Below are 22,657 nucleotides of genomic sequence, written 5' to 3'. Positions count from 1 at the left end.
AGTTCTGTCCGTTCCGGCCGTTTGGGTTGGGCCAATTGGGTGATTACGCCCGGGACGCTGGGTGACTGCGCCGATACTTAGGAGTTAACACCCAGCCCTGGAAAGGCCCATGCCGCTCAACCAGCCGATCCTGCGCCCGGCCCCCGCGCCGGCGTCAGCCCGGAGCCTGCCGGCGGCCGCCCTCGTGGTGGCGGCGGAGCTCGCCGTGACCGCCGCCACCTGGCTGGTGCTGTGGCGGCTGGACCTGGGCCACGGGTCGCTGCCGACGGTGCTGCTGGCCTGGGGCACCTGCTTCGTCCTCTACACCGCCCCGGTGCAGGACCGGCTGGCACGCCGGCTCGGAGGCGGCGGGCACTCGGTCAACCTGGTGCTGATCGCCGTCGCCGTGTGGTTCGCGCTGACCACCACCGAGCTGCCGAGCATCTACCCGGTGGTGATCGGGGCCCTGGCGATGGAGACCGCCCAGCGGGACTCCTCCACCCGGACCGCACTGGTCGGCCTGGCGCTGATGTTCGGCGGCGCCGGCGCCACCCAGTTCGCCGTGCACCAGGGCTGGATCGGCAGCCTGATCGCCCCGGTCGCCTCCGACCACCTGGCCGTGGTGATGCTGGCGGTGGGCGGCGTGGTGGCGGTGCGCGGGGGGGTCAACGCCCGCCACTCGGCCTCCCCCCGCCTCGCCCTGGCCCAGGAACAGCGACTGCGGCACGCCGAACTGCACTACGCCGCCACCCACGACGCGCTGACCGGGCTGCTCAGCCGCCGGGGCCTGGAGCCGCAGTTGTCGGCGGCCGGGGCCCAGGCACGGCCCGGGGCCGGGGTGGCCCTGCTGTTCCTCGACCTCGACGGGTTCAAGGCGATCAACGACTCGCACGGTCACGCGGTGGGCGACGAGCTGCTGGCCGGCGCGGCCGTCCGGTTCGCCCAGGCGCTCGGCGACGGGGCGGCGCTGGCCCGGATGGGCGGCGACGAGTTCGTGGCCGTCGTGCCCGGGGTGCCCTCGCCCGCCGCCGCGGCCCAGTGGGCCCGGGCGGTGCAGGAGTCGCTGGACGAGCCGTTCCGCCTCGGTGACCAGGACGGTGCCCGGGACGACGTCGAGGTCGTCGTACGGGTGGGCGTCAGCGTGGGCCTGGCCTACACCGACACCCCTTCCGGCCTGGGCCCGCTGATGCGTGACGCCGACCGGGCGATGTACCGCCAGAAACGCCGGCGCCGCGAGATCCGGCTTCCGGAGCCGGGTCTGGCCTCAGTCGCCGGGCGCCCCTGAGGCCGGGTGCGGCTGGGCCAGGGCGTTGATGATCTGCTGCAGCAGGCGCCGCCGGGGTTCGCCGGGCCAGCGGTTGTCGGCGGCCTCCTCGTCCACCCGGTGCAGGAGCCGCCGGGCCTCCATGATCCGCCGGGCCCGGGAGGTGGACTCGTCCTGGGTGAGCGAGAGCAGCAGCTCGTCCAGGTCGATCAGGGCGGGCAGGGCCCGCCGGGGCGCTGAGCCGGATGAGCCGGCCCGCTGCTCCGGGATCCCGTCACCGGCCCGGACCTCGAGCACCTGGTCGGCCCGCGCGTCTTCCAGCAGGTTGCGCACCTGGCGCAGCAGCCCCGGAGGCTGACCGTCGCCGCAGACACTGCGGTAGAGCAGTTGCTCGGCCAGTTCCAGCCGCGGGTCGAAGTGCACCTCCAGACCCGGGTCGGCGAGGCGCCCCCGACGGCTGCCCCGCGGGCGCCGGGCCGGTGCGGCCTCCGGCTCGTCGGCGGCCGGCGGTCCGCCGACCAGGCCGAGTTCCTTGTGGTGCTGAGTCGGTCTCATGCATTCCCCCTGTCGCGAGAACTGCTGCCCGGGCCGACTCCGGCGGCCCGCAGCAGTGGTTCCAGCGCGATGGTCGGATCGGTGAGGTACTGCTTCAGCGCCCGTTCCATGGCCGGCCGGCGGGGGGAGAGGGCGGTGACGAACTCGTCCTTGTCGTTCATGCTCAGACCCCCGTCGTGCACGTTGAGCCGGGCCGCCAGACCGGCCAGGCACAGCCGGATCCCGTCGATGTCGAGGTCCGGATTGCGCAGCGCCCACCAGGTGACCACGTCCTCGGCGTACTGGTGCCCGGTACGCCGGGCCGGCACCAGGACGTCGCCCTCGCCAGTCTGACCGAGTCGCTGGAACTTCGGGTGACCTTTCTGCAGATCGCTGAGCCGCCGGCCGTGCTGCAGAACCAGGTTCTGGGCCCCGCGCAGCAGGTGCTGACAGCTCGCCTCGAAGAAGACCAGGGCCGCCCAGTCCATGAATCCCTCGGTGAACACGCTCGGGTCGTGGTTCTGGCGGGGCCGGGCGGGGACGTGCGCGAACACCTCATGGGTGAGGATCGCCGGCAGCGAGAGGTAGGCCTCGGGCCCGAAATGCTGCTCGTGCACGCAGATGCTGATCGAGGCCTCCTGCTCGCCGAGCACCACGAAGGCGGCCGCGGTGTACGGGTCGAGGGCGACGTCGCCCGCCTCGTACGGATGCAGCCGGGTGGGGGCCACCTGCCAGGTGACCCCCGGCCACCGCGGGCCGAGCGGGGCTCCGAGCACCTGCTCGTAGAACTCGTGCACCTGCGCACAGACCCGTTCCAGCAGCAGGCCGACCGGGTCCTCGAGCGCGTGCCGGTCGAGACCGGCCAGGTCGCGCTGCAGCGAGCGGTAGAAGTCGGCGCCGTCCGGGTCGAGCCGGCCGTACTCGACGATCAGGTCGATCTGCCGGCTCAGCGCCTCACCCAGGCGGACCAGCAGGCCGGTGGGTGAGCCGGTCCGGGCGCGCGGGGGCCGGGCGCCGAACTGCAGGGTGTGCAGCAGGGCCCGCGACTCCGGGTCGTTCCCGCGCAGTTCGGTCAGTTCGCCCAGGCTCTCGTGCCACAGCATCAGGACCGTGCCCCGGGCCCGGATGCTCTCGGCCACCCAGTCGGGCTCACCCCCCTCCGGCGGCCGCGGCCGCAGCCGGTGCGCCGGGAACGCCGTCACTGCCGGCGGTGCTGGGCACCCCGGCGCGGGCCGATCGCGTCGGCGGCCTTCCGGGTGAGCCGGGGCCAGATCCGGGTGGTCCACAGGTCCCAGGCGAACTTGACCGCCAGGCCCTGGCCGATCTCGATGACGATCTGGGTGGCGTCCGGCACGTTGCCCTGGCCGCTGGGCCGCACCTGCATGGTGCGCCGCAGGTCGAGCGCGCGCTCCTCGAGGGCGGTGAGGTCGAGGACCTCCTGCCCGGAGGCCGTACTCTCGGCCCCGGGCGCGGACAGCGCCTCGGCCAGCACCTCGTCGACGACCCCCTGGATCTCCTGCGCGGACATGCTGCCCCGCGCGAAGACCCACGTACGACTCTCGTCGACCTCGGACATCTCGAGCTCAGACATGGCGTCACAACCCCCGTATGCAGGCGCCTCAGGAGTGAAGTCTAGGCCGAGGAGCACCAGCCGGGGGAAGCCGCGCCGCAAACGGCCGACGTCCGAACGGGATTCAGCACACTGACCGGTAAGTAGCCACCGGGGCAAATCATTCGCAACCACGCACCGGGGATCGCCTCAGGCGCTGGCGTTCTGGCTCTCCCACTCGGCCACCAGCTTCTTCGGCGCCTTCTGCCGCCAGGCCGTGACCAGCAGTTCGCCGACCACGGCGGGCTCGCTGCCGGCCAGCTTCACCCGGACGCCGTCGAGTTTCTGCCCCCACCACAGCTCTTCACAGCTGTCCGGGTGCTCGGCCACGGCGTCGTGCACGTCCTCTTCCGGGACGAACACGTGCAGGCTGTCGCGTTCCGCGGGCATCGTGGCGAAGATGCTGCCGCGCACGCGGAATGACGTCATGGCGAAGTGCGGCTGCTCGCGGGTCTCGGGCAGGCCGAGCGCGATCGCGCGAACCTCGATCTCGTCCATGGTCGTTCCCTCTCGAGGAGGTGGATCCAGATGGTTCCGGAGCTTGACGGACTTGCCGGACGGGTCACCGCCCGCCCTTCGCGGGCCAGCGTACTCCGCCTCCGGTACTGACGGGTGAGTAGAGCCGGATGGGACGGAGAAGGCCGTGAAACGGCGAAGTGCCCGGCCGGTGAACACGGCCGGGCACCTGAGCGTGTGCTGGGAGCGCGCGCCTACGGCGGGCTACTTCCCGGTTACGGCAACGACTCCCAGCACACACCGGGATTCAGCTCCTCGACCCGGAGCTGACTTCTGAGCGATGAAACAGTTTCGGCGTTCCGTCGGCGGTCTCGATCTGTTCCGCCTGGTACCACTGAGTGATCAGTGGGTCAGGTGGTCCAGTTCACCCGACTTGGCGCCGGCGATCCAGGAGGCGAACCCGGCCGGGGCCAGGCGCAGGGTCGGGCCCTGGCCGTGCTGCTTGGTGTCCCGCACCTCGACTGCGGCCGCGTGCTGCCGCATTTCGACGCACGAGCCGTTGGCGCTGGAGAGTTCCGACTTGATCCACTGGGTCGGTTCGGGGGTGGTGCTCATCTCACGAACTCCTTCACTGGGATGGAAGTGCCGTACAGTTCGCCGAAAATCTTCCTGTACTCGGCCAGTTCGCGCGCTGTCTCCATGTAGCGCGAGTCCAAGTGGCTCTCCGTGTAGACGACGGCGGGATCCGCCGGGTCGGGAAAGTCCAGCATGGTGAACACGCCGCCCGCGATCCATGGATGAGGTCCGGCGGAGAACGGGCGGATTCGAATGTCGATCTCGTTGCTCAGGTCCACGAGGTGGTCGATCTGATCCCGCATCACGTCGTCCGAACCGACGACGTAGCGGAGGGCAGCCTCCCCGAGGACAATCCTGATGTCGCAGGCAGGATCGTTGGACATTAGCACGCGCTGACGCTCTAACCGGAAATTGAGTCTCTTCCGCCGAACCTCGTCACTCTGGTCCCGCAGGGTGGCAAGAATAGCCAATGCATAGGCCGGGGTCTGGAGAAGTCCGTGAACCAGATCGCCGTCCCAGGCGCGCATTTTGCTGCACGCCGCCTCCAGGTCGGCGAGAAGTCCGAGATCTCCCGAAACCACATCTCGATAACTGTCCACAATGCCCGGTTTGAGGGCACTGCGACTCAGATGAATCAGCTCTTCGGTCTGGGTCTCAGGAATGCTGTAGATCCGGGACAGTTCCCTGATGTCTCCCGGTTTCGCCAGGGTTCTCCCGGATTCGATCCGATAGATCTTCGTGTGGTGCACCAAGAGTGCAGCAGCAGCGTCTTCCTGGGTCTTGCGCGCCCGTTCGCGCCACCCTTTTAACCGCTGTCCCACCCTTCTCTGAGCCAGAGAAGGTGGTCGTTCGTGCTTCCCCGCTTCGGTGGCCATACCGCGCATCCCCTCGTGGTCAGCCTGTCTTTAAACCCATCCCCGTGGCCTCTGCATTGCATTGCCTGCATTCAAAACCCTGCATTCAGTGGCCTGTGAGATGCAGGGTTGCACAGAACATGCCCTGTTCGCCACCTTGGGTGACATGTCCGATACGCGCAGTCGCCATGTGGCAGTGCCTCGACGCCGCCGCCCTACGCTTCGGGTCGAGCCGGCCGTCGCTCTCCACCGTGATGACGGTGGGATATGTGAGGCGTGCGGGGCGATCTGGCCCTGCTCCGGGATCATTTCGACGCTCCGGACCGGGCGGGTGGAACTACCCCTGGTCAACGGGCGGGGTTACAACACCGGGGTCGCCATCACCGCGGCGATCATGGACGACCTGGTCATCTTCTGGGCCGGTGACCGCACCCTGGCGGTGCTGCACCGGGGACCGCTGGCGGACTGGCTGTGGCGTCCTGAGGGCCGGCGGCTGATCCAGGACGACATCGTGCTCTACGACCATGACGGTCGGCTGGGGCTGACCATCGACGAGGAGGCGGCGTACTTCGTGGACGAGCAGGCGGTCGAGACGCTCCGATCGGTGATCATGAGATGAGCGTGATCCCGAGGCAGGAAGGATCCTCCGCGGCCGAGCTGATGGCCCAGTTGCGCACCGAACTGTCCGAGCTGGAGCGCACTCTCGTGGGCCCGGCCGGTCAGGTGCGCTCGGAGGGCGACCAGGTGCGGGCGGTGGCCCGGCGGCGGATGCGGCACACCGTGGAGGCGCTGACCTTCGTGCTGGACGCCCATCCGGTGGACGGGCAGGGCCGCTGCCACACCTGTGGGCGGCTGCGCCGGTGCCCGGCCTCGGAACTGTTGCGGGCGTGGGTGTCCGGGTGGCTCAACACCGGGGGACTGGCCGACCGTCGGGAAGGGGATCCGGAGCTCGTGTCGAGCCGGAGGCTCGACTAGGCCGTTCCGGCGGGCGCAGCAGGGGGTTTCACGGGGGCTGAGGCGGCGGTCGAGGGTGCCGCCGCCTGGGTTTCGGCACAACGACAGGAATCAGTGACCCTGCAGAAACTTCCCGGCCGGTCACGGGGTCCCGGCCGGGGAGTTCCTGGAAGGTCACATGGACGAGTGCACGAGACGGAGGTGATCGCCGGCATCGGCCGGTTCGGGCAAGGGTTCGCGAAGTGGCTCGTCGAAGACCACGACCGTGCGACCGAGACCTCCCCGGAGGTCGACATCCCCCAGCACGGTGGGGTCGGGCAGCGAGTACTCGCCCGGAGGCAGTTCGATCGTGCCGCCACCGGCGTCGCGGGCCTCGCGCGCGACCTGGCGCAGAACGAGCGAGGGATCGTCTCCGGGTAGCAGGTAACGAGCCAGGTGATAGGTGCCGGACTCGTCCGGGGCGATGTCCTTGTCCATCACAAAATCATTACGGTGAGTCACGGGCTTCGCCACTTGAGTCGCATGCGGACCATCCCCCCGCGCGCATCCCTCCCTCAGGTGCGCGGACCCGTGACCCACCCGGCCTGATCGTGGACAAGGCTTCCGGCGGTCTCCGGGCGCTGCGGGGTGAGCCGGCCGCCGGGAGCTCTGTGCACGATCACGGCGAATTCTGGACCGGGTGGAGGTGGGCGTGGCGCGCGCCCACCTCCACCTGACATTTCCGGTGCACCGATGAGAACCGCCGGGCACCCGGGTCCTACTGCTGAAGATCCAGTGCAGCAGATGAGAGGACCCGACGATGCGCAAGCTCACCGTGATGACGTTCCTGAGCCTGGACGGCGTGATGCAGGCCCCCGGCGGCCCGGACGAGGACCAGGACGGCGGCTTCCCGCACGGCGGCTGGTCGTTCGACTACTTCGACGAGATGCTCGGCCGGACCATGGACCAGGAGATGTCCGAGCCGTTCGACCTGCTCCTGGGCCGCCGCACCTACGACATCTTCGCCGCACACTGGCCGCAGGCCACGCCCGAAGAGGGCGGCGAGGGCATCAACGCCGCGGTGAAGTACGTGGCCTCACGCAGCCCGCAGACCTTCCGCTGGGAGAAGTCGGTCCAGCTGGAGGGCGACGTGGCCGAGGCCGTCGCGGCGCTGAAGCAGACCGAGGGGCCCGGGCTGCAGGTGCACGGCAGCAGCGACCTGCTGCAGACTCTGCTGCGGGCCGGTCTGGTCGACGAGTTCCGGCTCAAGATCTTCCCGGTCGTGCTGGGCCGCGGCAAGCGGCTTTTCGGTGACGGCGCCCTGCCCTCCGCGTTCCGGCTCACGCACAGCCAGACCTCTTCGAGCGGCGTGATCGTGGCCTACTACCAGCCCGCCGGGCCGGTCACCACCGGGTCCTTCGCCCACGAGTGAGGCCCTCAGCCCGGTAGGGCCCGGACGAAGTCGGCGACCCGTTCGCCGATCAGCACCGCGGTCGCGGCCGGTCCGCGTGTGGGGGTGGTGGGCAGGATCGAGGTGTCCGCCACCCAGACCCCGCGCAGGCCGTGCACCCGTCCGTACTGGTCCACCACTGCATCCGGATCGCTCTGCGGCCCCATCGCACAACTCCCGCAGGCATGGATCGCCGTGCCCAGGTGGGCGCGGATCCAGGAGTTCAGCAATGTGTCGTCGGCCAGGATCGACGGGTCCATCTCGGCCAGGCCGCCGAAATGCTCGGCGAAGGCCCGGGTGTGCAGGAGAGCGGCCGCCACACGCACCACCTCGCGCAGGCGGCTCCGATCGGCCTCGATGCTCAGATAGTTGTAGTCGATGGCCGGTTGCACGTGCGGGTCGGCCGAGGTGGTGGTGACGGTGCCGCGTGAGTGGGCCTGCTGCAGGGCGACTGTGAAAGACCGGCCGGGGCGGCCGGAGGGCAGGCCGAGCGCCTCGTCGAGAGGGCGCAGCATGGGCAGGATCTCGAGGTCGCCCTCGGGGGAAGAGCCGAAATTGAGGACGCTCTGGAACAGCTCGCGCTGGTCGGGGAACGTCGGGTAGGGGGTCGGGTTCCAGAGCAGGGAAAGATTCGGGTGGTCGGAGAAGTTCTTGCCCACGCCGGGGGAGTGGTGCACCAGATCGATCCCGGCCGCCTTCAGCTCCGGCGCCGGTCCGACCCCGGAAAGGGCCAGCAGGTGAGGAGTCTTGACGGCCCCGGCGCTGAGCACGACCTGCTGGGTGGGGATCACCTCTGTCCGGCCCCGGGTCTCGACCTCGACGCCGGTCGCCCGCGTGCCGGAGAACACAATGCGGCGGGCCGAGGTGTCACCGCGCACGGTCAGGTTCGCGCGCTGACGGGCCGGGTTGATGTACGCGGCGCCGGTGTTGATCCGCACCCCGTTCTGGGAGTTCACCGGTAGGGGACCGTAACCGCCTGCACCCTGGGCATTCTTGTCTGCCTCGAAGCGGAACCCGAGTTCGGCGCAGGCCTCGGTGAAGGCGTGGGTGAGAGGGTGCTGGTCCTGCCGGGCCCGGCGCACCGGCATCGGCCCCTCGTGGCCGTGCAGTTCCCGGTCGTCTGCGAAGTCGTGGTCGTGCTCGAGCCGGCGGTAGTAGGGCAGGCACTTCGCGTATGTCCACTCGCGGTTGCCCGCCGCCGCCCAGGCGTCGAAGTCGGCCTTGCGGGCCCGGACGAAGTAGGTGCCGTTGATCGTGGTGGACCCGCCGAGGATCCGGCCCCGGGCCACCTGGTAGCTGCGTTCCGCGGTCAGCCGGGCCAGGAAGGCCCAGTTGCTCGGGTGCCCGGGCATGGCCGCTGCGAGCTGGGAGGCGTCCAGGAGCTCGGCCGGGAAGGCCGGGCCGGCCGGGCCGGCCTCGAGCAGCAGCACCCGGCACCCCGGATCCTCGCTGAGCCGGGCGGCCAGCGGCGCTCCGGACGCACCCGCGCCCACCACCACCACGTCGTACCCGCGCACCCGTCCACGGTAACCGGTCGGCGATGAGTTCCGGCCGGCCCGGGGGTCACATGAGCAGACGACCCAGGAGGAGACCCGTGGCCAAGCTGATCTACTCGATGATCACCTCGCTCGACGGCTACACCGAGGCCGCGGAGGGCGACCTCGGGTCCGGGGTGGCCGAGGACGCGGAGGTGCACACGTTCGTCAACGACCTGTTCCGCCCGGTCGGCACCTACCTGTACGGCCGGCGGATCTACGAGACCATGGTCTTCTGGGAAACCGCCCTCGAGAAGCCCGGTCTGGAGCCCCAGCACGAGCAGTACGCCCGCGACTGGCAGGCCGCCGAGAAGGTGGTCTACTCCACCACGCTCACGTCGGTCTCCAGTGCCCGCACCCGGATCGAGCGCAGCTTCGACCCGGAGGCCGTGCGCCAACTGAAGGCCGACTCGCCCCACGACCTCACCGTCGACGGGCCGAACCTCGCCGGCCAGGCCGTCCGGGCCGGCCTGGTCGACGAGTACCACCTGTTCATCACCACCACCGCGGTGGGCGGGGGCAAGCGGTTCTTCCCCGACGGGGTGCGGCTCGAACTGGACCTGGTCGACCAGCGACGCTTCGCCTCCGGCCTGCTCTACGCGCGGTACCACACCCGGTGACGACTCGACCGGGTCAGGCCGATTCGGTCGCCTCGCGGGAGACCGCGCCCATGGTGTGCGCGGTGTTGCTCAGGCGGGTGCGCAGACCGGCCAGTTCGGCGCCCTGACCGGCCAGGGCGGCGCGGGCCCGGGCGCAGCGGGCGCGCAGGGCAGCGGCGACGCTGATCGCCGAGGGCACCTGGTCGGCCACGGCGAGGGCCAGACCGGTGGCCACCAGCACCATCAGGCTCACCCCGGTCAGGGCGGTGCGCAGACCCACCTGGTCGGCGACCAGGCCGATCACCGGTGGGCCGGCGAGCGGGCCGAGGTAGGCGACGGTCGAGGCCAGGCCCACGCCCCTGGCCCCGTTGAGCAGCCCGGCCCGGCCGATGGCGAGCGGGAAGACGTTGGCCAGGCCGAGGCCGACCAGCAGGAAACCGGTCAGGGCGACCGGCAGCGAGGGGCCCAGCGCGGTGGCGAGGGCACCGGCCGCGGCCAGCAGGGTGCCGCCCAGCAAAACCCGGGTGTCGCCGAGGCGGGTGATCAGGCGGGGCCCGGCGATCCGGCCGGTGGCCATGGCCAGGCTGAACAGGGCGTAGCCGACGGCGGCGATGCCGGGATGCGCCTCGAGGTTCTCGCGCAGGTGCAGGGCGCCCCAGTCGCCGAGCGCGCCCTCGGCCAACGACGAACAGGCGGCGATCGCTCCCAGGGCCACGATCACCCGCAGGCGTGAGGTGAACCGGCCGGGCAGCACCCGGATCGCGTCCGGGGGCAGCAGATTCACCGAGATGAGCGGGCGGGCAACGGCTTCGCCGGCATGGGCGTGACGGCCTCGGTGGCGGTGGACCGGTCGTTCGCGCGGTGGCTCGACCACCTTGTCGATCACCCCGGCCAGCCAGGCGCACACCACCAGGCTCAGCCCGGTGATACTTGAAAGATGAAGTGTGGCGGGGGTAATCCCGGCCAGCAGGCCGCCGGCGGCGGAGCCGGCCAGACCGCCCAGGCTGAAGACGGCGTGCAGCGAGGACATCACCGGTCGTTTCGCCCGGGCCTCCACCTCGACGCCCAGGCTGTTCGCGGCGACGTTGGCGGCGCCGCTGGCCATCCCGAAAAAGAAGAGCGCAAGGCACAGTTCGGTCAGGTTACCGGCAAGTGCGGGCAGGGGGAGGACCACCGCGAAGGTGGCCACCGCCACGATGCCGACGTGTTTCGAGCCCAGCCGGGCGCACAGGTGGCCGGTGGGCTGCATGCTGGCCAGCGCCCCGAGCGACATGCAGAAGAGGGCGGCGCCCAGCGTGCTCGGGGTCAGGGCGAGGTTGCGGGCGACGTCCGGGACGCGGGCGGCCCAGCTTCCGAAGGTGAGGCCGTTCAGGGCAAAGAAGATCGCAGCGGCGATAAACACGGGGGTGTCCTCAGTGTGCGTGGGCAAGCCTGTGGTCGGTGCGGGCGGCTGCGCGCCGCAGGGATCACCCGGACGACGAGGAGAGGTCCTCGCGTCGTTCCGCGCCGACAGGCTTCGACGGGCCCGGCCTGACCGGGCACCTTCAGCCTGCGGGCAGGCCCGGGCAGGGTCAACCGGAACGAAGGTGATCACCGGTTCCGGATCTGACCTGCGGTTTCGTAGGCTACGGAAGCGTAGGGGCATCGTTGTCGTGCGGGAGCGGTGTTACAGCCGGGCCGGATGTTCCCCGGAATGGCCGAACGGCGGCCGGATCCGGGCGGCGAGATCGGTGCAGTCGTCCAGGGTTGGTGTGCCGTCGGCGGTTCGGCCCCCTGAACGTCACCTCGCGTTTCCTTGTCACAGATTGGGTGGCTGTGATGTCTACGCGGCGAGGGCGAACCTGATGCACCAGCAGTCGAAGGGCCGGCCCGGCCGGTCCCGGAGCCGGCGCTCGACGCCGAACCTTCTTCTTGCCGCCGGGGTCACCGTGCTGGTGATGGCACTCCTGGCCGGGGTCCTGGGTTGGCAGGGGTTGCTGCGGCGGGCCGACGCGCTGGAGCGGGCCCGGGCCGACACGGCCCAGCAGGTGAAGATCCAGACCGCACGCACCGCGCTGATGATCGCCGACACCAACGCCGGCACCGACGTCCTGACCGGGGCCGACCCCACCCAGTTCCGGTACAAGCTGTTCGCCTTCGAGGCTCAGCCGGCCCTGCTCGGCCTGGTCACGGCGGCCCGCACCGACGCCGACGCGGCCCGGCTGGCAACCGCCAACAAGTACCTCACGCTGTACGCGATGCAGGTCGAGAGTGCGCGCACCCTGGCTCAGGAGGGGCAGGACGAAGACGCCGCGCAGACCCTCACGGCAGCCTCGCAGATGCTGCGCGAGGAGGTGCTCTCGCGGCTGAACGAGGTGCAGCAGGCCAGCCGTGACCGGCTGGACGACGACCGGTCGGCCGCCGACCTGGCCCCGGTGATCGCGCTGCTGGCCGGGATCGTGGCCGTGCTGGTGATCGTCGGCGTGCACCTGTGGCTCACCCGGCGCACCCGGCGGCTGCTGAACCTGGGCCTGCTCGGGTGTGTGGTGGTGCTGATCGTGGCCACGGTGGCCGGTGCCGTGGTGGTGGCGGACAGTCGCGAGAAGGTGGTCGACGCCGAGGAGAACGCCCTCCAGGTGGTCGACTTCGTGGTCGAGACCCGCTTCTCCGCCTTCTCGGCCCGCTCGGGCGAGGCCCTGGCGGCGCTGAACGGCACCACCGTGAAGGAGGAGCCCGCCTGGGCCGAGTCGATGGAGAACGCCGACTGGTACCTGGGGAAGGCGGCGGAGGGGCAGCCGGCCCGGATCGGTCAGGACGTGGACCGGATCGCGAAGGGGCTGGCCCAGTACCGCTGGGTGCACGGGCGGCTGCTGGAAGAGGCGGAGAAGGGCAATCCCCGCGGCGTCCGGCGGATCACCTCCAACCCGGCCGAGAACGGTTCGGTCGGCTCGTTCGAGGCGTTCGACGCCTACAGCGGGGCGTTGCTGGCCCGCCAGGTGCAGGCCGCCGACGACGCCTGGGCGGCGGCCGGGCAGAACCTGCGGCTGGTCGGCTGGCTCACCCTGGTGGTCGGGCTGCTGGGGGCGGTGCTGGCCTGGGCCGGGATCGCGGCCCGGCGTCGTGAGTACCGATGAGAAGAGGACGCCGGGGCGGTCCTACTCCCGACTGAGCCGTCTCGGGAAGGATCGTCATGTTCGACTTCACTCCGGCCACCGAGGAAGCCACCCGCCTGCTGAGCGGGGTGCGGGACGAGCAGCTGGGCGCTGCCACCCCCTGTGAGAAGTGGCCGGTGGTCCAGGTTCTCGACCACCTGATGGGGCTGAGCCTGGCCTTCGCGGCAGGTGCCCGGAAGACTCCGCTGCCGATGCCGGACGGGCCGGCGGAACCGTCGGCGCACCTGCCGCCGAACTGGCGCGAGGAGGGGCCCCGGCGGTTGGCCGACCTGGCCGCGGCCTGGGCCGATCCGGCCGCCTGGCAGGGCGCGGCCGAAGTCGGTGGGGTGGAGATGCCGGCCGAGGTCTGTGCCCTGGTCGCCCTCGACGAGGTGGTGGTCCACAGCTGGGACCTGGCGGTGGCCACCGGCCAGGCGATCAGCGTGCACCCGGAGCTCGCTGCCCGGCTGCACGAGTTCTGGTCGTCGCAGGACGGGGACGAGGGCGACCTGCCCCTGCGGCAGGTCATCTTCGGGCCGGTGGTCGAGATGCCAGGTGAGGCAAGCGTTCTCGAACGTACGCTGGCGCTCACCGGACGCGACCCGCAGTGGCGACCGGGACTCCGTCCGTAAAACGCACATAGCCGGGGCCGGTCGATGTAATCATGATTACATGACGACGGATGAGCCCAGTCTGTACGACTGGGCGGGTGGGGCGGCGGCCTTCGAGTCGCTGATCAACGCGTTCTACGACCGGGTGGAGCAGGACGACCTGCTCTCACCCCTCTTCCCGGGCGGGGTGAGCAGCGCTCATCGCGAGCATGTGACGGTGTGGTGGCGGGAGGTGTTCGGCGGGCCTTCGGGGTACAGCGAGACCCTGGGCGGCTATCCGGCCATGCTGCGCCACCACATCGGGCTGGGGATCACGCCGGAGATGCGGTTCCGGTTCGCCTCGCTGATGAGTCGTGCCGCCGACGACGCCGGGCTGCCGGACGACCCGGAGTTCCGGGCCGCCTTCGTGGGCTACGTGGAGTGGGGCACCCGGCTGGCGATGGGCAACTCGCAGCCCGGGGCCCAGGTGGTCGAGCAGGCCCCGGTGCCGCGCTGGGGGTGGGGGGTGGCGCCGCCCTACCGGCCCTGAGGCTCAGGGCAGCAGGTCCACGGTCTGGCCGCGGGCCGCCTTGGTCAGCGTCATGCCGGTCTCCCGGGGGGACGAGCGGTCGAACAGTGCCTCGAAATCGGCCAGCGGTGAACGGAAGACGCGGTAGTCGTCGTAGTGCACCGGGATCACCTGGCCGGGCCGGGCCCGCTGCAGGTAGTCGACGCCCTGCACGGCGTCCATCGTGACCGTGTGCATGAGCACCCGGGTGCCACCCAGGTGCACGATCGCGGTGTCGAAATGGCCGAAGCGCTCGCGGATCTCGTCCACGTGGTCTCCGGTGAGGGTGTCGCCGGAGATCAGGATCCGCCGGGTCTGCCCGTCGGCCGTGCGGTGTTCCAGCACGCTTCCCATCACCGGGGGCAGCACCATGCCCAGCAGTCCCCGGGCGTGGAAACCGGGCACCGCGTGCACGGTCAGCTGTTCAGTGCCGAGTTCCAGCCGGTGCTCCGTCCACGACTCAAGACCGTGCGTGCGAAAACCGTAGCGCTGCAGACGCTGGGCCGCGGCGGGGGTGGTGATCAGCGGCGGCTCCCGGTCGAGCTCGGCCCGGGCGACCCGGTCGAAGTGGTCACCGTGCAGGTGCGAGAGCACGATCGCGTTCAGCGGCGGCAGATCGGCGATGCTGCAGGCCGGATCGGTCAGACGCCGTGTCCACAGGCCTTTGCCCAGGTAGGCCCGCTGCCCCCGGTGCAGGAAGTTCGGGTCGGTCAGGAGGGTGAAGCCCCCCAGACGGATGATCGTGGTGGCATTGCCGATGAAGGTCAGGCTGTCGGGCACGCGGCACTCCCAGGCAGGATCGTCGTGCAGGGCAAGAGTCAGCGGGCCACTACGCGCAGGGTCTCCAACGAGGCATCGGCCGCGTCGGGGATCAGCGTGCCGGCGGCGACGCTGCTGCGCAGGTAGTCCACCACCTCGTCGGTGATCACCTCTCCGGGGGCGAGCACCGGCACGCCGGGGGGATAGGGGGTGACCAGTTCGGCGCTGATCCGGCCCGCCGCCTTGTCGGCCGGAACCGTCTCGGCGGCAGCGAAGAACGCGTCGCGGGGCAGCACGGCCGTCTCCAGTTCCAGGGCACCGGGCCTGGGCAGCCGGACCGGTGGGGCCTCGCCCATCCGGGGCGCGTCGCTGATCAGCCGGCCCAGGGCGTCCATCAGCCGGGCCTCGGTGTCGTCGTCGTCCGCGTGCGTGATCCGGGCGTTGAACCGGCACACGTCGGCCGAACCCACGTCGACCCGGTGGTGCTCGCGCAGCCACTCGGCGGCCTGCATGCCGGTGATCCCCAGCTCACGCACCTCGACCGTGATGGCCAGCGGATCGAGGTCGAAAGCGCCTGATGGGCCGAGCACCTCGCGGCCCATCAGGCCGAGCCCGTCCAGCTCGGCGACCCGGCCCCGGATCCGGCCCGCCCGGGTGAGCGCGCGGGCCATCAGCTCCGGGCCGTGCTCGCTCATCTGCCGGCGCCAGCCGTCCAGCGAGGCGTAGACCAGGCTGGAGGCGCTGGTGGTGCCGAGCAGGTCCTCCCGCTGCTTCAGCACCGTGGGGTCGATCCGGTCGTACTGCAGGTGGAACACCGAGCTCTGCTCGACCGCCGCGCCCATCTTGTGCACGCTGGTCACCACCAGGTCGGCGTCGGCGTGCATGCCCCAGGCCGGAAGCCGGTCGTGGAAGGGCAGATGCGCGCCCCAGGCCTCGTCCACGATCAGCGGCACGTCGTAGCGGTGGCAGACCTCGGCCACCGCCCGGACGTCGGCGCAGGTGCCCCAGTCGGTGGGGGTGATCAGCAGCATGCCCTTGGCGTCGGGGTTGGCCCGCAGCTGTTCTTCGACGTCCTGCGGCTGCGGCGGGTGGGCCAGGTGCAGGCGCTCGTCGAACTGCGGGTGCACCCAGACCGGCATGGTGCCGTTGACGATGACCGCCGAGATCACCGACTTGTGCGCGTTGCGCGAGATCAGCAGCTTCTCGCCGGGACCGGCCACGGCCAGCATGGCCGTCTTCACCGACAGCGAGCTGCCGCAGGTGGAGAAGAACGCCTGCTCGGCGCCGACCGCGTCGGCCATGAGTTCCTGTGCCTGCTGCAGGATCCCGCCGGACTCGCGCCGGTCGTCGAGGCCGTTCAGCAGCAGGACGTCGGACTCGAACACCCCGGGGCCGAGGATCTCCAGCACCCGGGGATCGACCCCCCGGCCCTGCTTGTGGCCGGGAGGGCCGTACACGATGTCACCCCGGCGACGGAAGTCGGCGAGGGCTTCGAGAACGGGTGCCCGGGAGTGGTCCATGCCGCCTATGCAAGTACCGGCCCGGGCATCCGCCAGTCGATCAGTCCCCTCCGGCTACGGCTTGTCGATCTCGGCCAGGGGCCAGCCGCCCGCCGCCAGGCGGCCGGAGACCCGGGTGATGTCCTCGGGCGAGGCGGTGTCCAGCGTGGCCTCACCGATCATCCGTTCCACGTCGGCGGTGGTGATCTCGGCCCCGAGCTCGGCCTGCATGGCCAGGTCGGAGGCGATCTGGTGGACCTCGGTGTCGGTGAGCTTGCGGCGCAGCAGGCCGAGCAGGACCACGTAGTCCTGCTGCGGCACGCCGCTGGGGTATCCGGCCCGCAGCCAGGACACCACCCGGTTGACCATGCTGAGTTCGTCGGACATGAGTCAGCCCTTGTCCTGGATGGTGGGGTAGATGTTGTCGAAGTTCAGTTCCTTGCCGAAACCGGTGGCCACGATCAGGGTTATGCCCAGCACCACCACCAGCAGCACCACCGCGAAGCACAGGTAGGCGCCGAGCCGGCCGACCGGGTGCGGCGCGGGCAGGTTCCCGGCGGTGTGCTCCTCGGCGTCACCACCGGTGCCGTAGGCCAGTGAGCGGATGCCGACGGCGAACAGCGCCGGCAGGCCCGCGCCCAGGATCAGGCTGGCCACCAGGATCTTCCAGATGTCTTCCCACATCAGTTCGAGCGTGTGCATTCCGGAACTCCTTTCAGGCCGTGGTGGGCTGGCGGTCGGAAGGTGCTTCCCACTCGTCGTTGACGTTGCCCGAGTGCACCGGGGTCTTGCGCGAGTGCAGCCACATGAAGGTGGCGGCGGCGACCAGGAACGCGGTGATCGCCAGGGCGCCGAACAGCCCGCCGCCCAGCAGGTCGGCGACGAACCAGGTGACGGCTCCGACCAGGCCGGCTGCGGGCAGGGTGATCACCCAGGCGGCGACCATCCGGCCGGCCACCCGCCAGCGCACCTGCGCCCCCGGCCGGCCCACGCCGGAGCCGAGGATCGAGCCGGTGGCGACGTGCGTGGTGGACAGGGCGAAGCCGAGGTGGCTGGAGATCAGGATGACCGCGCCGGAGGCGCCCTCGGCGGCCATGCCCTGCGGTGAGGAGATCTCGACCAGGCCCTTGCCCAGCGTGCGGATGATCCGCCAGCCGCCCAGGTAGGTGCCGGCCGCGATGGCGAGGGCGCAGCTGGCCTTGACCCAGAACGGGATGTTCTCGGTGTCGGTCCAGTGGCCGGAGGCGATCAGGCCCAGCGTGATCACGCCCATCGTCTTCTGCGCGTCGTTGGTGCCGTGGGCCAGCGAGACCAGCGAGGCGGAGCCGATCTGGCCCCAGCGGAAGCCCTGCTCGGTGAAGCGCTCGGCCACCCCGGCGGTGATCCGGAAGATCAGCCAGGTGCCCACCGCGGCCACCAGCCCGGCGATCAGCGGTGAGACCAGGGCGGGCAGGACCACCTTGCCGATCACGCCGTCCAGCTTGGAGCCGTCCCCGTTCCAGTTCACCCCGCTGGTGCCCAGGCCGGCCATGGTGGCTCCGACCAGGCCGCCGAACAGGGCGTGCGAGGAACTCGAGGGCAGGCCGAGCAGCCAGGTCAGCAGGTTCCAGGTGATCCCGCCGACCAGGCCGGCCAGGACGATCAGGAGCAGGTCGGCCCCACCGCCGGTGAGGAGTTCGGGTCTGGGGGCGCCGTCGGAGTTCTGGATCTTCACCACGGCGTTGGTCACCGTGAGAGCCACTTCGACGGACAGGAAGGCGCCGACCAGATTGAGGGCGCCGGACAGCGCGACGGCGACCTTGGGGGTCAGGGCGCCGGTTGCGATGGACGTGGCCATGGCGTTGGCAGTGTCGTGGAAGCCGTTCGTGAAGTCGAACGCCAGAGCGACCACGACAACAAGGATGAGAATCACCGTTGCGGTCGTCACGCCGTCAGGGTTCACCCCGAACCGGGTTCGGTTAAAGGGGTTCGGGCGAGGCGTTCAGCACTATTTGCCGGTCGTTTGCTTAGTGTGATGAGGCAACTACTGAAGGGCGCACGACGACTAGGACCTGCGGCGGAGCGACTCGCGAACCTCCTGCGCCGACGCCGAGAGCAGCGCCTGCGCGGCCGATTCGCGGACCTCGCCGAGGTCCTGCTGGCGGATCGTCTGCTTGATCTGCGGCACCGAGCGCGGGTTCACGCTCAGCTCCGTGACCCCTAGTCCAGCAAGAAGTGCGCCGGCCCGCACGTCGGCGGCGAACTCGCCGCACACGGCCACCTCGGCCTGCCCGGCGGCGCCGTTGACGGTGGCCCGGACCAGGTGCAGCACGGCCGGGTCGAACGGGTCGCCGAGTGCGGCCACCGCCTCGTTGCCGCGTTCGGCGGCCAGCGTGTACTGGGTGAGGTCGTTCGTGCCGATGCTGAAGAAGTCCACGTACGGGGCCAGGGCGGCGGACTTCAGGGCGGCCGCCGGCACCTCGACCATGATCCCGACCTGCAGGCCGAGCGGGGTGCCCTCGCCCGCCATCACGTCGTTCAGCAGGCGGCGGGCGGTGAGGAGCTCGTCCAGGGTGCTGACCATCGGGAACATCACGCTGACCGGGGTCTGCCGGGCGGTACGCACGATCGCGCGCAGCTGGTCGGTGAGCAGGTCGGTGCGCCGCAGGCCGAGTCGCAGGCCACGGGTGCCCAGGAACGGGTTGGCCTCGGCGGGCAGCGGGACGTACGACAGCGGCTTGTCCCCACCGACGTCGAGGGTGCGCAACGTGATCCGCTCACCTCCGAAGGCGTCGGCCAGGTCGAGGTAGGCGGACTCCTGCTCGTCCACGCCCGGGGCGGTCTCCCGGCCGAGGAAGAGGAACTCGGTGCGCACCAGGCCGATCAGGTCGGCGCCCATCGCCCGGGCGGCGGTGGCCTCGGCCGGCGTGGAGGCGTTGGCGCCGACCAGGATCCGGAAGCCGTCGCGGGTCAGGGCCGGCTGGTGGGCCGAGCGCAGGGCGCTCTCGCCCGCCACCCGGGCGGTCTCGGCGCGGGCCGTGAAGTCGGCCACGACCTCGGGGGACGGGCTGATCACGAGTTCGCCGGTGGTGCCGTCGAGGGCGACGGTGGTGCCGTCGGGCAGATCGAGGACGTCGGTGCCGGCGGCGACGATCGCGGCGATCCCGCGCGCCCGGGTCAGGATGGCCGCGTGTCCGCTCGGGCTGCCGTAGGCGGTGATCACGGCCGGCGTGACGTCGGGGTCGAGCGCGGCGGCCTGCCCGGGGGTGAGGTCCTCGACCACCAGAATGCCCGGGGCGCTGTGGTTCTGGGTGGCTGCAGAAGGTGGGAGCAGTTCGGCCAGCACCTGGTCGCCGACCGCGCGTACGTCGGCGCCGCGCGCCGCCAGGTACTCGTCGTCGAGGCGTTCGAGCTGCTCGGCGGCCTGGAGCGCGGCGCTCACCCAGGCCTGCGCGGCGAGCTGCCCGGCCTCGATCCCGGTGAGCGTCGTGCCGAGCAGGGCCGGATCGTCGAGCAGGGCCAGATGGGCGTCGAAGATGGCCGCCTCGTCGGCCGGAACCTGGTGCGCCAGGCGCTCTCTCAGTTCGACGATCTGGATGCGGGTGGCGGCCAGGGCGGCTTCGAGGGCCTGCTTCTGCAGTTGGGGAGAATGCTTTTGGACGTTTTCGGGCGGCGACGGTGTGTAGCTCGCCAGAGTGGGGCCCGGGTTCGCGTGCCGGACCGGGCCGACGGCGATCCCGGGGGCGGCGGGCAGGGGAGTGCCGACGGTGCTGACAGTGTTGACCGGTTCCGGTCGAACTGCCGCAGAGGACGTTTCGTCGAAGTTACGCCCGGCCAGAGCGGTCAGCCGGGCCAGGGCGGAGTGGGCCTGCTCGCCCGTGGCCCTGGCCTCCATGTCGTGCCCGGACCGCAGCCCGAGGGTGGTGATGCCGGAGAGGCTGGCCGCACTGACCCAGGCCGAATCGGTGGTGGCGTTGCGCAGTTCCACCGTGGCGGCCACAGCGCGCAGTTCGGCCACCAGCCGGGCTGCGGGCCGGGCGTGCAGGCCGTGGGCCGGGGTGACCCTCACGCGAGCGGTGCTCCACTGCGCAGCCGGTTCAGAGACCACCGGGAGCGGGTCAGCCACGGTGTCGTCCAGCTGAGACTGCTTGCCAGCGAGCCCGTTCCGGGCTTCAGCGGCCACCTCGGCCCGCCCGGCGCCCCCGGCCGCGGTGACCACGGCCGCCACCAGACCCTCCACCAACGGAGCCGAGCACAACAGCACCCGCCCGCGCGCCTCGTCCTCAAGGAACTCCAGCGCCATCTCGGCCGACAGCACGGCGCTGCCCAGATCCATCAGCACCACGACGCCCGCGTCGCCGTCCACCTCGCCGATCGCGTCGGCGATGGCGACCGCGTCGGTGCCCAGGGTGTTCTCGTCGAGCCCGGCGGCCACCGCGACCGGCACCGGCCGGCCCGGCGTCATCTCCTGCGCCAGCTCGACGGCGGCCCGGGCCAGGGCCCGGCTGTGCGAGACGACGACGATGCCGACCATCGCCCTACTTGCCGTCCTGACCGTCGATCATCGTGGTGGCGGCCGCCCGGAACAGCAGGGCCAGGCTGGTCGCTCCCGGGTCCTGGTGGCCCACGCTGCGCTCGCCCAGGTAGCTGGCCCGCCCCTTGCGGGCGAGCATCGCAACGGTGGCGTCCCGCCCGGCCTCGGCCGCGTCGGCGGCCCGGCGGATCGCCTCCTCGAAGGGCTGCCCCTCGGCCAGGGCCGAGTCCAGCGCCTCGACCGCCGGGATCAGCGCGTCGAGCAGCGTCTTGTCGCCCGCGGCGGCCTTGCCTCGGGCCATCACGCCCTCCAGCCCGGCGTGGAAGGCCTTGGACAGCGAGGCCGGGCCGATCGCGTCGCAGTCACCGGTCGAGGCGGCCATCCGCAGGAACAACGTGCCGTAGAGCGGCCCGCTGGCCCCGCCCACCGTGCTGACCAGGGTCATGCCCGACTGCTTGAGGATCGGCCCGATGCTGGCCGGGGTCGCGTCGTCGAGCAGCGCGGTGACCACCGCCTTCATGCCCCGGGTCAGGTTCGAGCCGTGGTCGGCGTCCCCGATGGCCGAGTCCAGCTCGGTCAGCTCGGCCGAGTGCTCCTCCACGTCCCCGGCGAACCGGATCAGCCACGACCGCAGCGTGCCGACATCGACGATCTCGCTCAATCAGACTCCCCACCTCAGCCCCGGTGTGCGCACCGGGGCGTCCCACAGGCCGGTCAGTTCGTCGTCCACCTTCAGCAGGGTGACCGAGCAGCCGGCCATGTCCAGACTCGTCACGTAGGGCCCGACCAGCGAGCGCACCACGTTCACCCCGGCCTTCTGCAGCGCCGCGGCGACCTCTCCGTACATCAGGTACAGCTCCAGCAGCGGGGTGGCGCCCATCCCGTTGACGAAGGCGATCACCCCGGTCGAGCCGTCGCCGCCGGTGAAGTCGAGATCGGCGAGGATCGGCTCGAGCAGCATCTCGGCGATCTCCTTGGCCGGGGCCACCGGCACCCGGCGCCGGCCCGGCTCGCCGTGGATCCCGATCCCGATCTCCATCTCGTTCTCCGGCAGGTCGAACGTGGGCCGGCCGGCGGCGGGCACGGTGCACGAGGTGAGCGCCATGCCCATGCTGCGGCCGTTCTCGTTGACCCGCCGCACGATGTCGGCCACGCCGTTCAGGTCGCGCCCGGCCTCGGCGGCCGCGCCGGCCAGCTTCTCGGCGAGGACCGTGACCCCGACCCCGCGCCGGCCCGCGGTGTACAGCGAGTCCTGCACCGCCACGTCGTCGTCGAGCACCACCGCGACCACCTCGGTACCGGTGTCGGCGGCGGCGATCTCGGCGGCCATCTCGAAGTTCATCACGTCGCCGGTGTAGTTCTTCACGATGTGCACGACCCCGGCGCCGGAGTCGACCGCGCGGGTGGCCTCGACGATCTGGTCGGGCACGGGGGAGGTGAACACCTCACCGGCGATCGCCGCGTCGAGCATGCCCGGGCCGACGAAACCACCGTGCAGCGGCTCGTGCCCGGAACCTCCGCCGGAGACCAGGCCGACCTTGCCGGGGACCGGGGCGTCGGCCCGGTAGACGATCCGATGGGTGAGGTCGACCCGCAGCTCCGGGTGCGCGGCGGCCAGACCCCGCAGGGAGTCGGTCACCACGTCGGAGGGGGCGTTAAGCAGCTTCTTCATCGGAGTGCTCCTGCTCCTCGGGCGGTTCTTGATCCACCGGTCGGTGCCAACCTACGCCAGCCGCCCGGGCCCCACCAGAGCCTCTTCCCAGGGTCCGTCCCCGGACCCCGCTTCCTCGTCGACACCTGACGAACTA

General features: G+C 71.1%; 25 protein-coding genes. 8 read left to right on the top strand and 17 right to left on the bottom strand.

Going from position 1 to position 22,657, the window contains the following annotated elements; all coding sequences use genetic code 11:
- Window positions 1–109: 109 nt before the first annotated feature.
- Window positions 110–1,264 (top strand): GGDEF domain-containing protein, encoded by a 1,155-nt coding sequence (locus LWF15_RS16685; RefSeq protein ID WP_232811750.1) that lies wholly within the window; start codon window positions 110–112, stop codon window positions 1,262–1,264.
- On the opposite strand, the gene LWF15_RS16680 is transcribed toward LWF15_RS16685, so the two are convergent.
- From LWF15_RS16680 to LWF15_RS16655, 6 genes are all read right to left on the bottom strand, one after another.
- Window positions 1,244–1,798 carry a hypothetical protein gene (locus LWF15_RS16680; protein ID WP_232811749.1) on the bottom strand — a complete coding sequence of 185 codons (555 nt, stop codon included), beginning with the start codon at window positions 1,796–1,798 and terminating at the stop codon, window positions 1,244–1,246. The two genes, LWF15_RS16685 and LWF15_RS16680, sit on opposite strands and share 21 nt — an antisense overlap.
- On the bottom strand, window positions 1,795–2,979 hold the full coding sequence (locus LWF15_RS16675; protein WP_232811748.1) for a hypothetical protein: 1,185 nt from the start codon (window positions 2,977–2,979) through the stop codon (window positions 1,795–1,797). Before LWF15_RS16675 ends, LWF15_RS16680 begins: the two co-directional genes overlap by 4 nt.
- Window positions 2,976–3,368 carry a hypothetical protein gene (locus tag LWF15_RS16670; protein WP_232811747.1) on the bottom strand — a complete coding sequence of 131 codons (393 nt, stop codon included), beginning with the start codon at window positions 3,366–3,368 and terminating at the stop codon, window positions 2,976–2,978. Before LWF15_RS16670 ends, LWF15_RS16675 begins: the two co-directional genes overlap by 4 nt.
- A gap of 168 nt (window positions 3,369–3,536) precedes the next feature.
- A complete protein-coding gene (locus LWF15_RS16665) occupies window positions 3,537–3,884 on the bottom strand; it encodes an MmcQ/YjbR family DNA-binding protein (protein WP_232811746.1) in 348 nt (115 codons plus the stop codon).
- 360 nt (window positions 3,885–4,244) lie between these two features.
- On the bottom strand, window positions 4,245–4,457 hold the full coding sequence (locus tag LWF15_RS16660) for a DUF397 domain-containing protein (RefSeq protein WP_232811745.1): 213 nt from the start codon (window positions 4,455–4,457) through the stop codon (window positions 4,245–4,247).
- Complete coding sequence (locus LWF15_RS16655) at window positions 4,454–5,293, bottom strand: helix-turn-helix domain-containing protein (protein ID WP_232811744.1); 840 nt, start codon at window positions 5,291–5,293, stop codon at window positions 4,454–4,456. Before LWF15_RS16655 ends, LWF15_RS16660 begins: the two co-directional genes overlap by 4 nt.
- 310 nt (window positions 5,294–5,603) lie before the next feature.
- On the opposite strand from LWF15_RS16655, the gene LWF15_RS16650 reads away from it, so the two are divergent.
- Both LWF15_RS16650 and LWF15_RS16645 read left to right on the top strand, forming a co-directional pair.
- Window positions 5,604–5,891: a hypothetical protein gene (locus LWF15_RS16650; protein ID WP_232811743.1), complete on the top strand. Its 288-nt coding sequence runs from the start codon at window positions 5,604–5,606 to the stop codon at window positions 5,889–5,891.
- The gene (locus tag LWF15_RS16645) at window positions 5,888–6,247 is read left to right on the top strand and encodes a hypothetical protein (protein ID WP_232811742.1); all 360 of its coding nucleotides are present in this window, start codon (window positions 5,888–5,890) and stop codon (window positions 6,245–6,247) included. The genes LWF15_RS16650 and LWF15_RS16645 overlap by 4 nt, the downstream gene beginning before the upstream one ends.
- A 153-nt stretch (window positions 6,248–6,400) precedes the next feature.
- On the opposite strand, the gene LWF15_RS16640 is transcribed toward LWF15_RS16645, so the two are convergent.
- Window positions 6,401–6,703: a hypothetical protein gene (locus LWF15_RS16640; RefSeq protein WP_232811741.1), complete on the bottom strand. Its 303-nt coding sequence runs from the start codon at window positions 6,701–6,703 to the stop codon at window positions 6,401–6,403.
- 322 nt (window positions 6,704–7,025) lie between these two features.
- On the opposite strand from LWF15_RS16640, the gene LWF15_RS16635 reads away from it, so the two are divergent.
- Window positions 7,026–7,637, top strand: coding sequence for a dihydrofolate reductase family protein (locus LWF15_RS16635; RefSeq protein WP_232811740.1), 612 nt, complete (start codon window positions 7,026–7,028; stop codon window positions 7,635–7,637).
- Between the two features lie 5 nt (window positions 7,638–7,642).
- Here LWF15_RS16635 and mftG read toward each other — a convergent pair whose 3' ends face one another.
- The gene (gene mftG, locus LWF15_RS16630) at window positions 7,643–9,172 is read right to left on the bottom strand and encodes a mycofactocin dehydrogenase MftG (RefSeq protein WP_232811739.1); all 1,530 of its coding nucleotides are present in this window, start codon (window positions 9,170–9,172) and stop codon (window positions 7,643–7,645) included.
- A gap of 77 nt (window positions 9,173–9,249) precedes the next feature.
- Here mftG and LWF15_RS16625 point away from each other — a divergent pair, with 77 nt between their 5' ends.
- A complete protein-coding gene (locus tag LWF15_RS16625) occupies window positions 9,250–9,810 on the top strand; it encodes a dihydrofolate reductase family protein (RefSeq protein ID WP_232811738.1) in 561 nt (186 codons plus the stop codon).
- Window positions 9,811–9,823: 13 nt separating this feature from the next.
- Here LWF15_RS16625 and LWF15_RS16620 read toward each other — a convergent pair whose 3' ends face one another.
- Complete coding sequence (locus LWF15_RS16620) at window positions 9,824–11,191, bottom strand: MFS transporter (protein WP_232811737.1); 1,368 nt, start codon at window positions 11,189–11,191, stop codon at window positions 9,824–9,826.
- 442 nt (window positions 11,192–11,633) lie between these two features.
- Between LWF15_RS16620 and LWF15_RS16615 the strand changes: the two genes are divergently transcribed.
- From LWF15_RS16615 to LWF15_RS16605, 3 genes are read left to right on the top strand one after another with little or no spacing between them, the layout of a single operon-like run.
- On the top strand, window positions 11,634–12,902 hold the full coding sequence (locus tag LWF15_RS16615; protein WP_232811736.1) for a hypothetical protein: 1,269 nt from the start codon (window positions 11,634–11,636) through the stop codon (window positions 12,900–12,902).
- Between the two features lie 56 nt (window positions 12,903–12,958).
- Entirely contained in the window at window positions 12,959–13,552 is a 594-nt protein-coding gene (locus LWF15_RS16610) for a TIGR03086 family metal-binding protein (protein ID WP_232811735.1), read from the top strand.
- A gap of 40 nt (window positions 13,553–13,592) precedes the next feature.
- Complete coding sequence (locus LWF15_RS16605) at window positions 13,593–14,060, top strand: group II truncated hemoglobin (RefSeq protein WP_232811734.1); 468 nt, start codon at window positions 13,593–13,595, stop codon at window positions 14,058–14,060.
- Window positions 14,061–14,063: 3 nt separating this feature from the next.
- On the opposite strand, the gene LWF15_RS16600 is transcribed toward LWF15_RS16605, so the two are convergent.
- The 8 genes from LWF15_RS16600 to dhaK all read right to left on the bottom strand — a co-directional run bounded on the left by LWF15_RS16600 (window position 14,064) and on the right by dhaK (window position 22,521).
- Window positions 14,064–14,858: an MBL fold metallo-hydrolase gene (locus LWF15_RS16600; RefSeq protein ID WP_232811733.1), complete on the bottom strand. Its 795-nt coding sequence runs from the start codon at window positions 14,856–14,858 to the stop codon at window positions 14,064–14,066.
- 38 nt (window positions 14,859–14,896) lie between these two features.
- The gene (locus LWF15_RS16595; protein ID WP_232811732.1) at window positions 14,897–16,357 is read right to left on the bottom strand and encodes an aminotransferase class I/II-fold pyridoxal phosphate-dependent enzyme; all 1,461 of its coding nucleotides are present in this window, start codon (window positions 16,355–16,357) and stop codon (window positions 14,897–14,899) included.
- Window positions 16,358–16,411: 54 nt separating this feature from the next.
- Window positions 16,412–16,723: a DUF3349 domain-containing protein gene (locus LWF15_RS16590; protein ID WP_232811731.1), complete on the bottom strand. Its 312-nt coding sequence runs from the start codon at window positions 16,721–16,723 to the stop codon at window positions 16,412–16,414.
- Between the two features lie 3 nt (window positions 16,724–16,726).
- The gene (locus LWF15_RS16585) at window positions 16,727–17,038 is read right to left on the bottom strand and encodes a hypothetical protein (RefSeq protein WP_232811730.1); all 312 of its coding nucleotides are present in this window, start codon (window positions 17,036–17,038) and stop codon (window positions 16,727–16,729) included.
- A gap of 13 nt (window positions 17,039–17,051) precedes the next feature.
- Window positions 17,052–18,263 carry an inorganic phosphate transporter gene (locus LWF15_RS16580; protein WP_232811729.1) on the bottom strand — a complete coding sequence of 404 codons (1,212 nt, stop codon included), beginning with the start codon at window positions 18,261–18,263 and terminating at the stop codon, window positions 17,052–17,054.
- A 117-nt stretch (window positions 18,264–18,380) separates the two neighbouring features.
- Complete coding sequence (gene ptsP, locus LWF15_RS16575; RefSeq protein WP_232811728.1) at window positions 18,381–20,849, bottom strand: phosphoenolpyruvate--protein phosphotransferase; 2,469 nt, start codon at window positions 20,847–20,849, stop codon at window positions 18,381–18,383.
- Window positions 20,850–20,853: 4 nt separating this feature from the next.
- On the bottom strand, window positions 20,854–21,510 hold the full coding sequence (gene dhaL / locus LWF15_RS16570) for a dihydroxyacetone kinase subunit DhaL (RefSeq protein WP_232811727.1): 657 nt from the start codon (window positions 21,508–21,510) through the stop codon (window positions 20,854–20,856).
- Window positions 21,511–22,521: a dihydroxyacetone kinase subunit DhaK gene (dhaK, locus tag LWF15_RS16565; RefSeq protein WP_232811726.1), complete on the bottom strand. Its 1,011-nt coding sequence runs from the start codon at window positions 22,519–22,521 to the stop codon at window positions 21,511–21,513.
- Between the last annotated feature and the right edge of the window lie 136 nt (window positions 22,522–22,657).

The sequence above is a fragment of the Kineosporia rhizophila genome (assembly GCF_021277265.1).
GTDB lineage: Bacteria > Actinomycetota > Actinomycetes > Actinomycetales > Kineosporiaceae > Kineosporia > Kineosporia rhizophila.
This window is presented reverse-complemented; position numbering and strand designations above follow the sequence as displayed.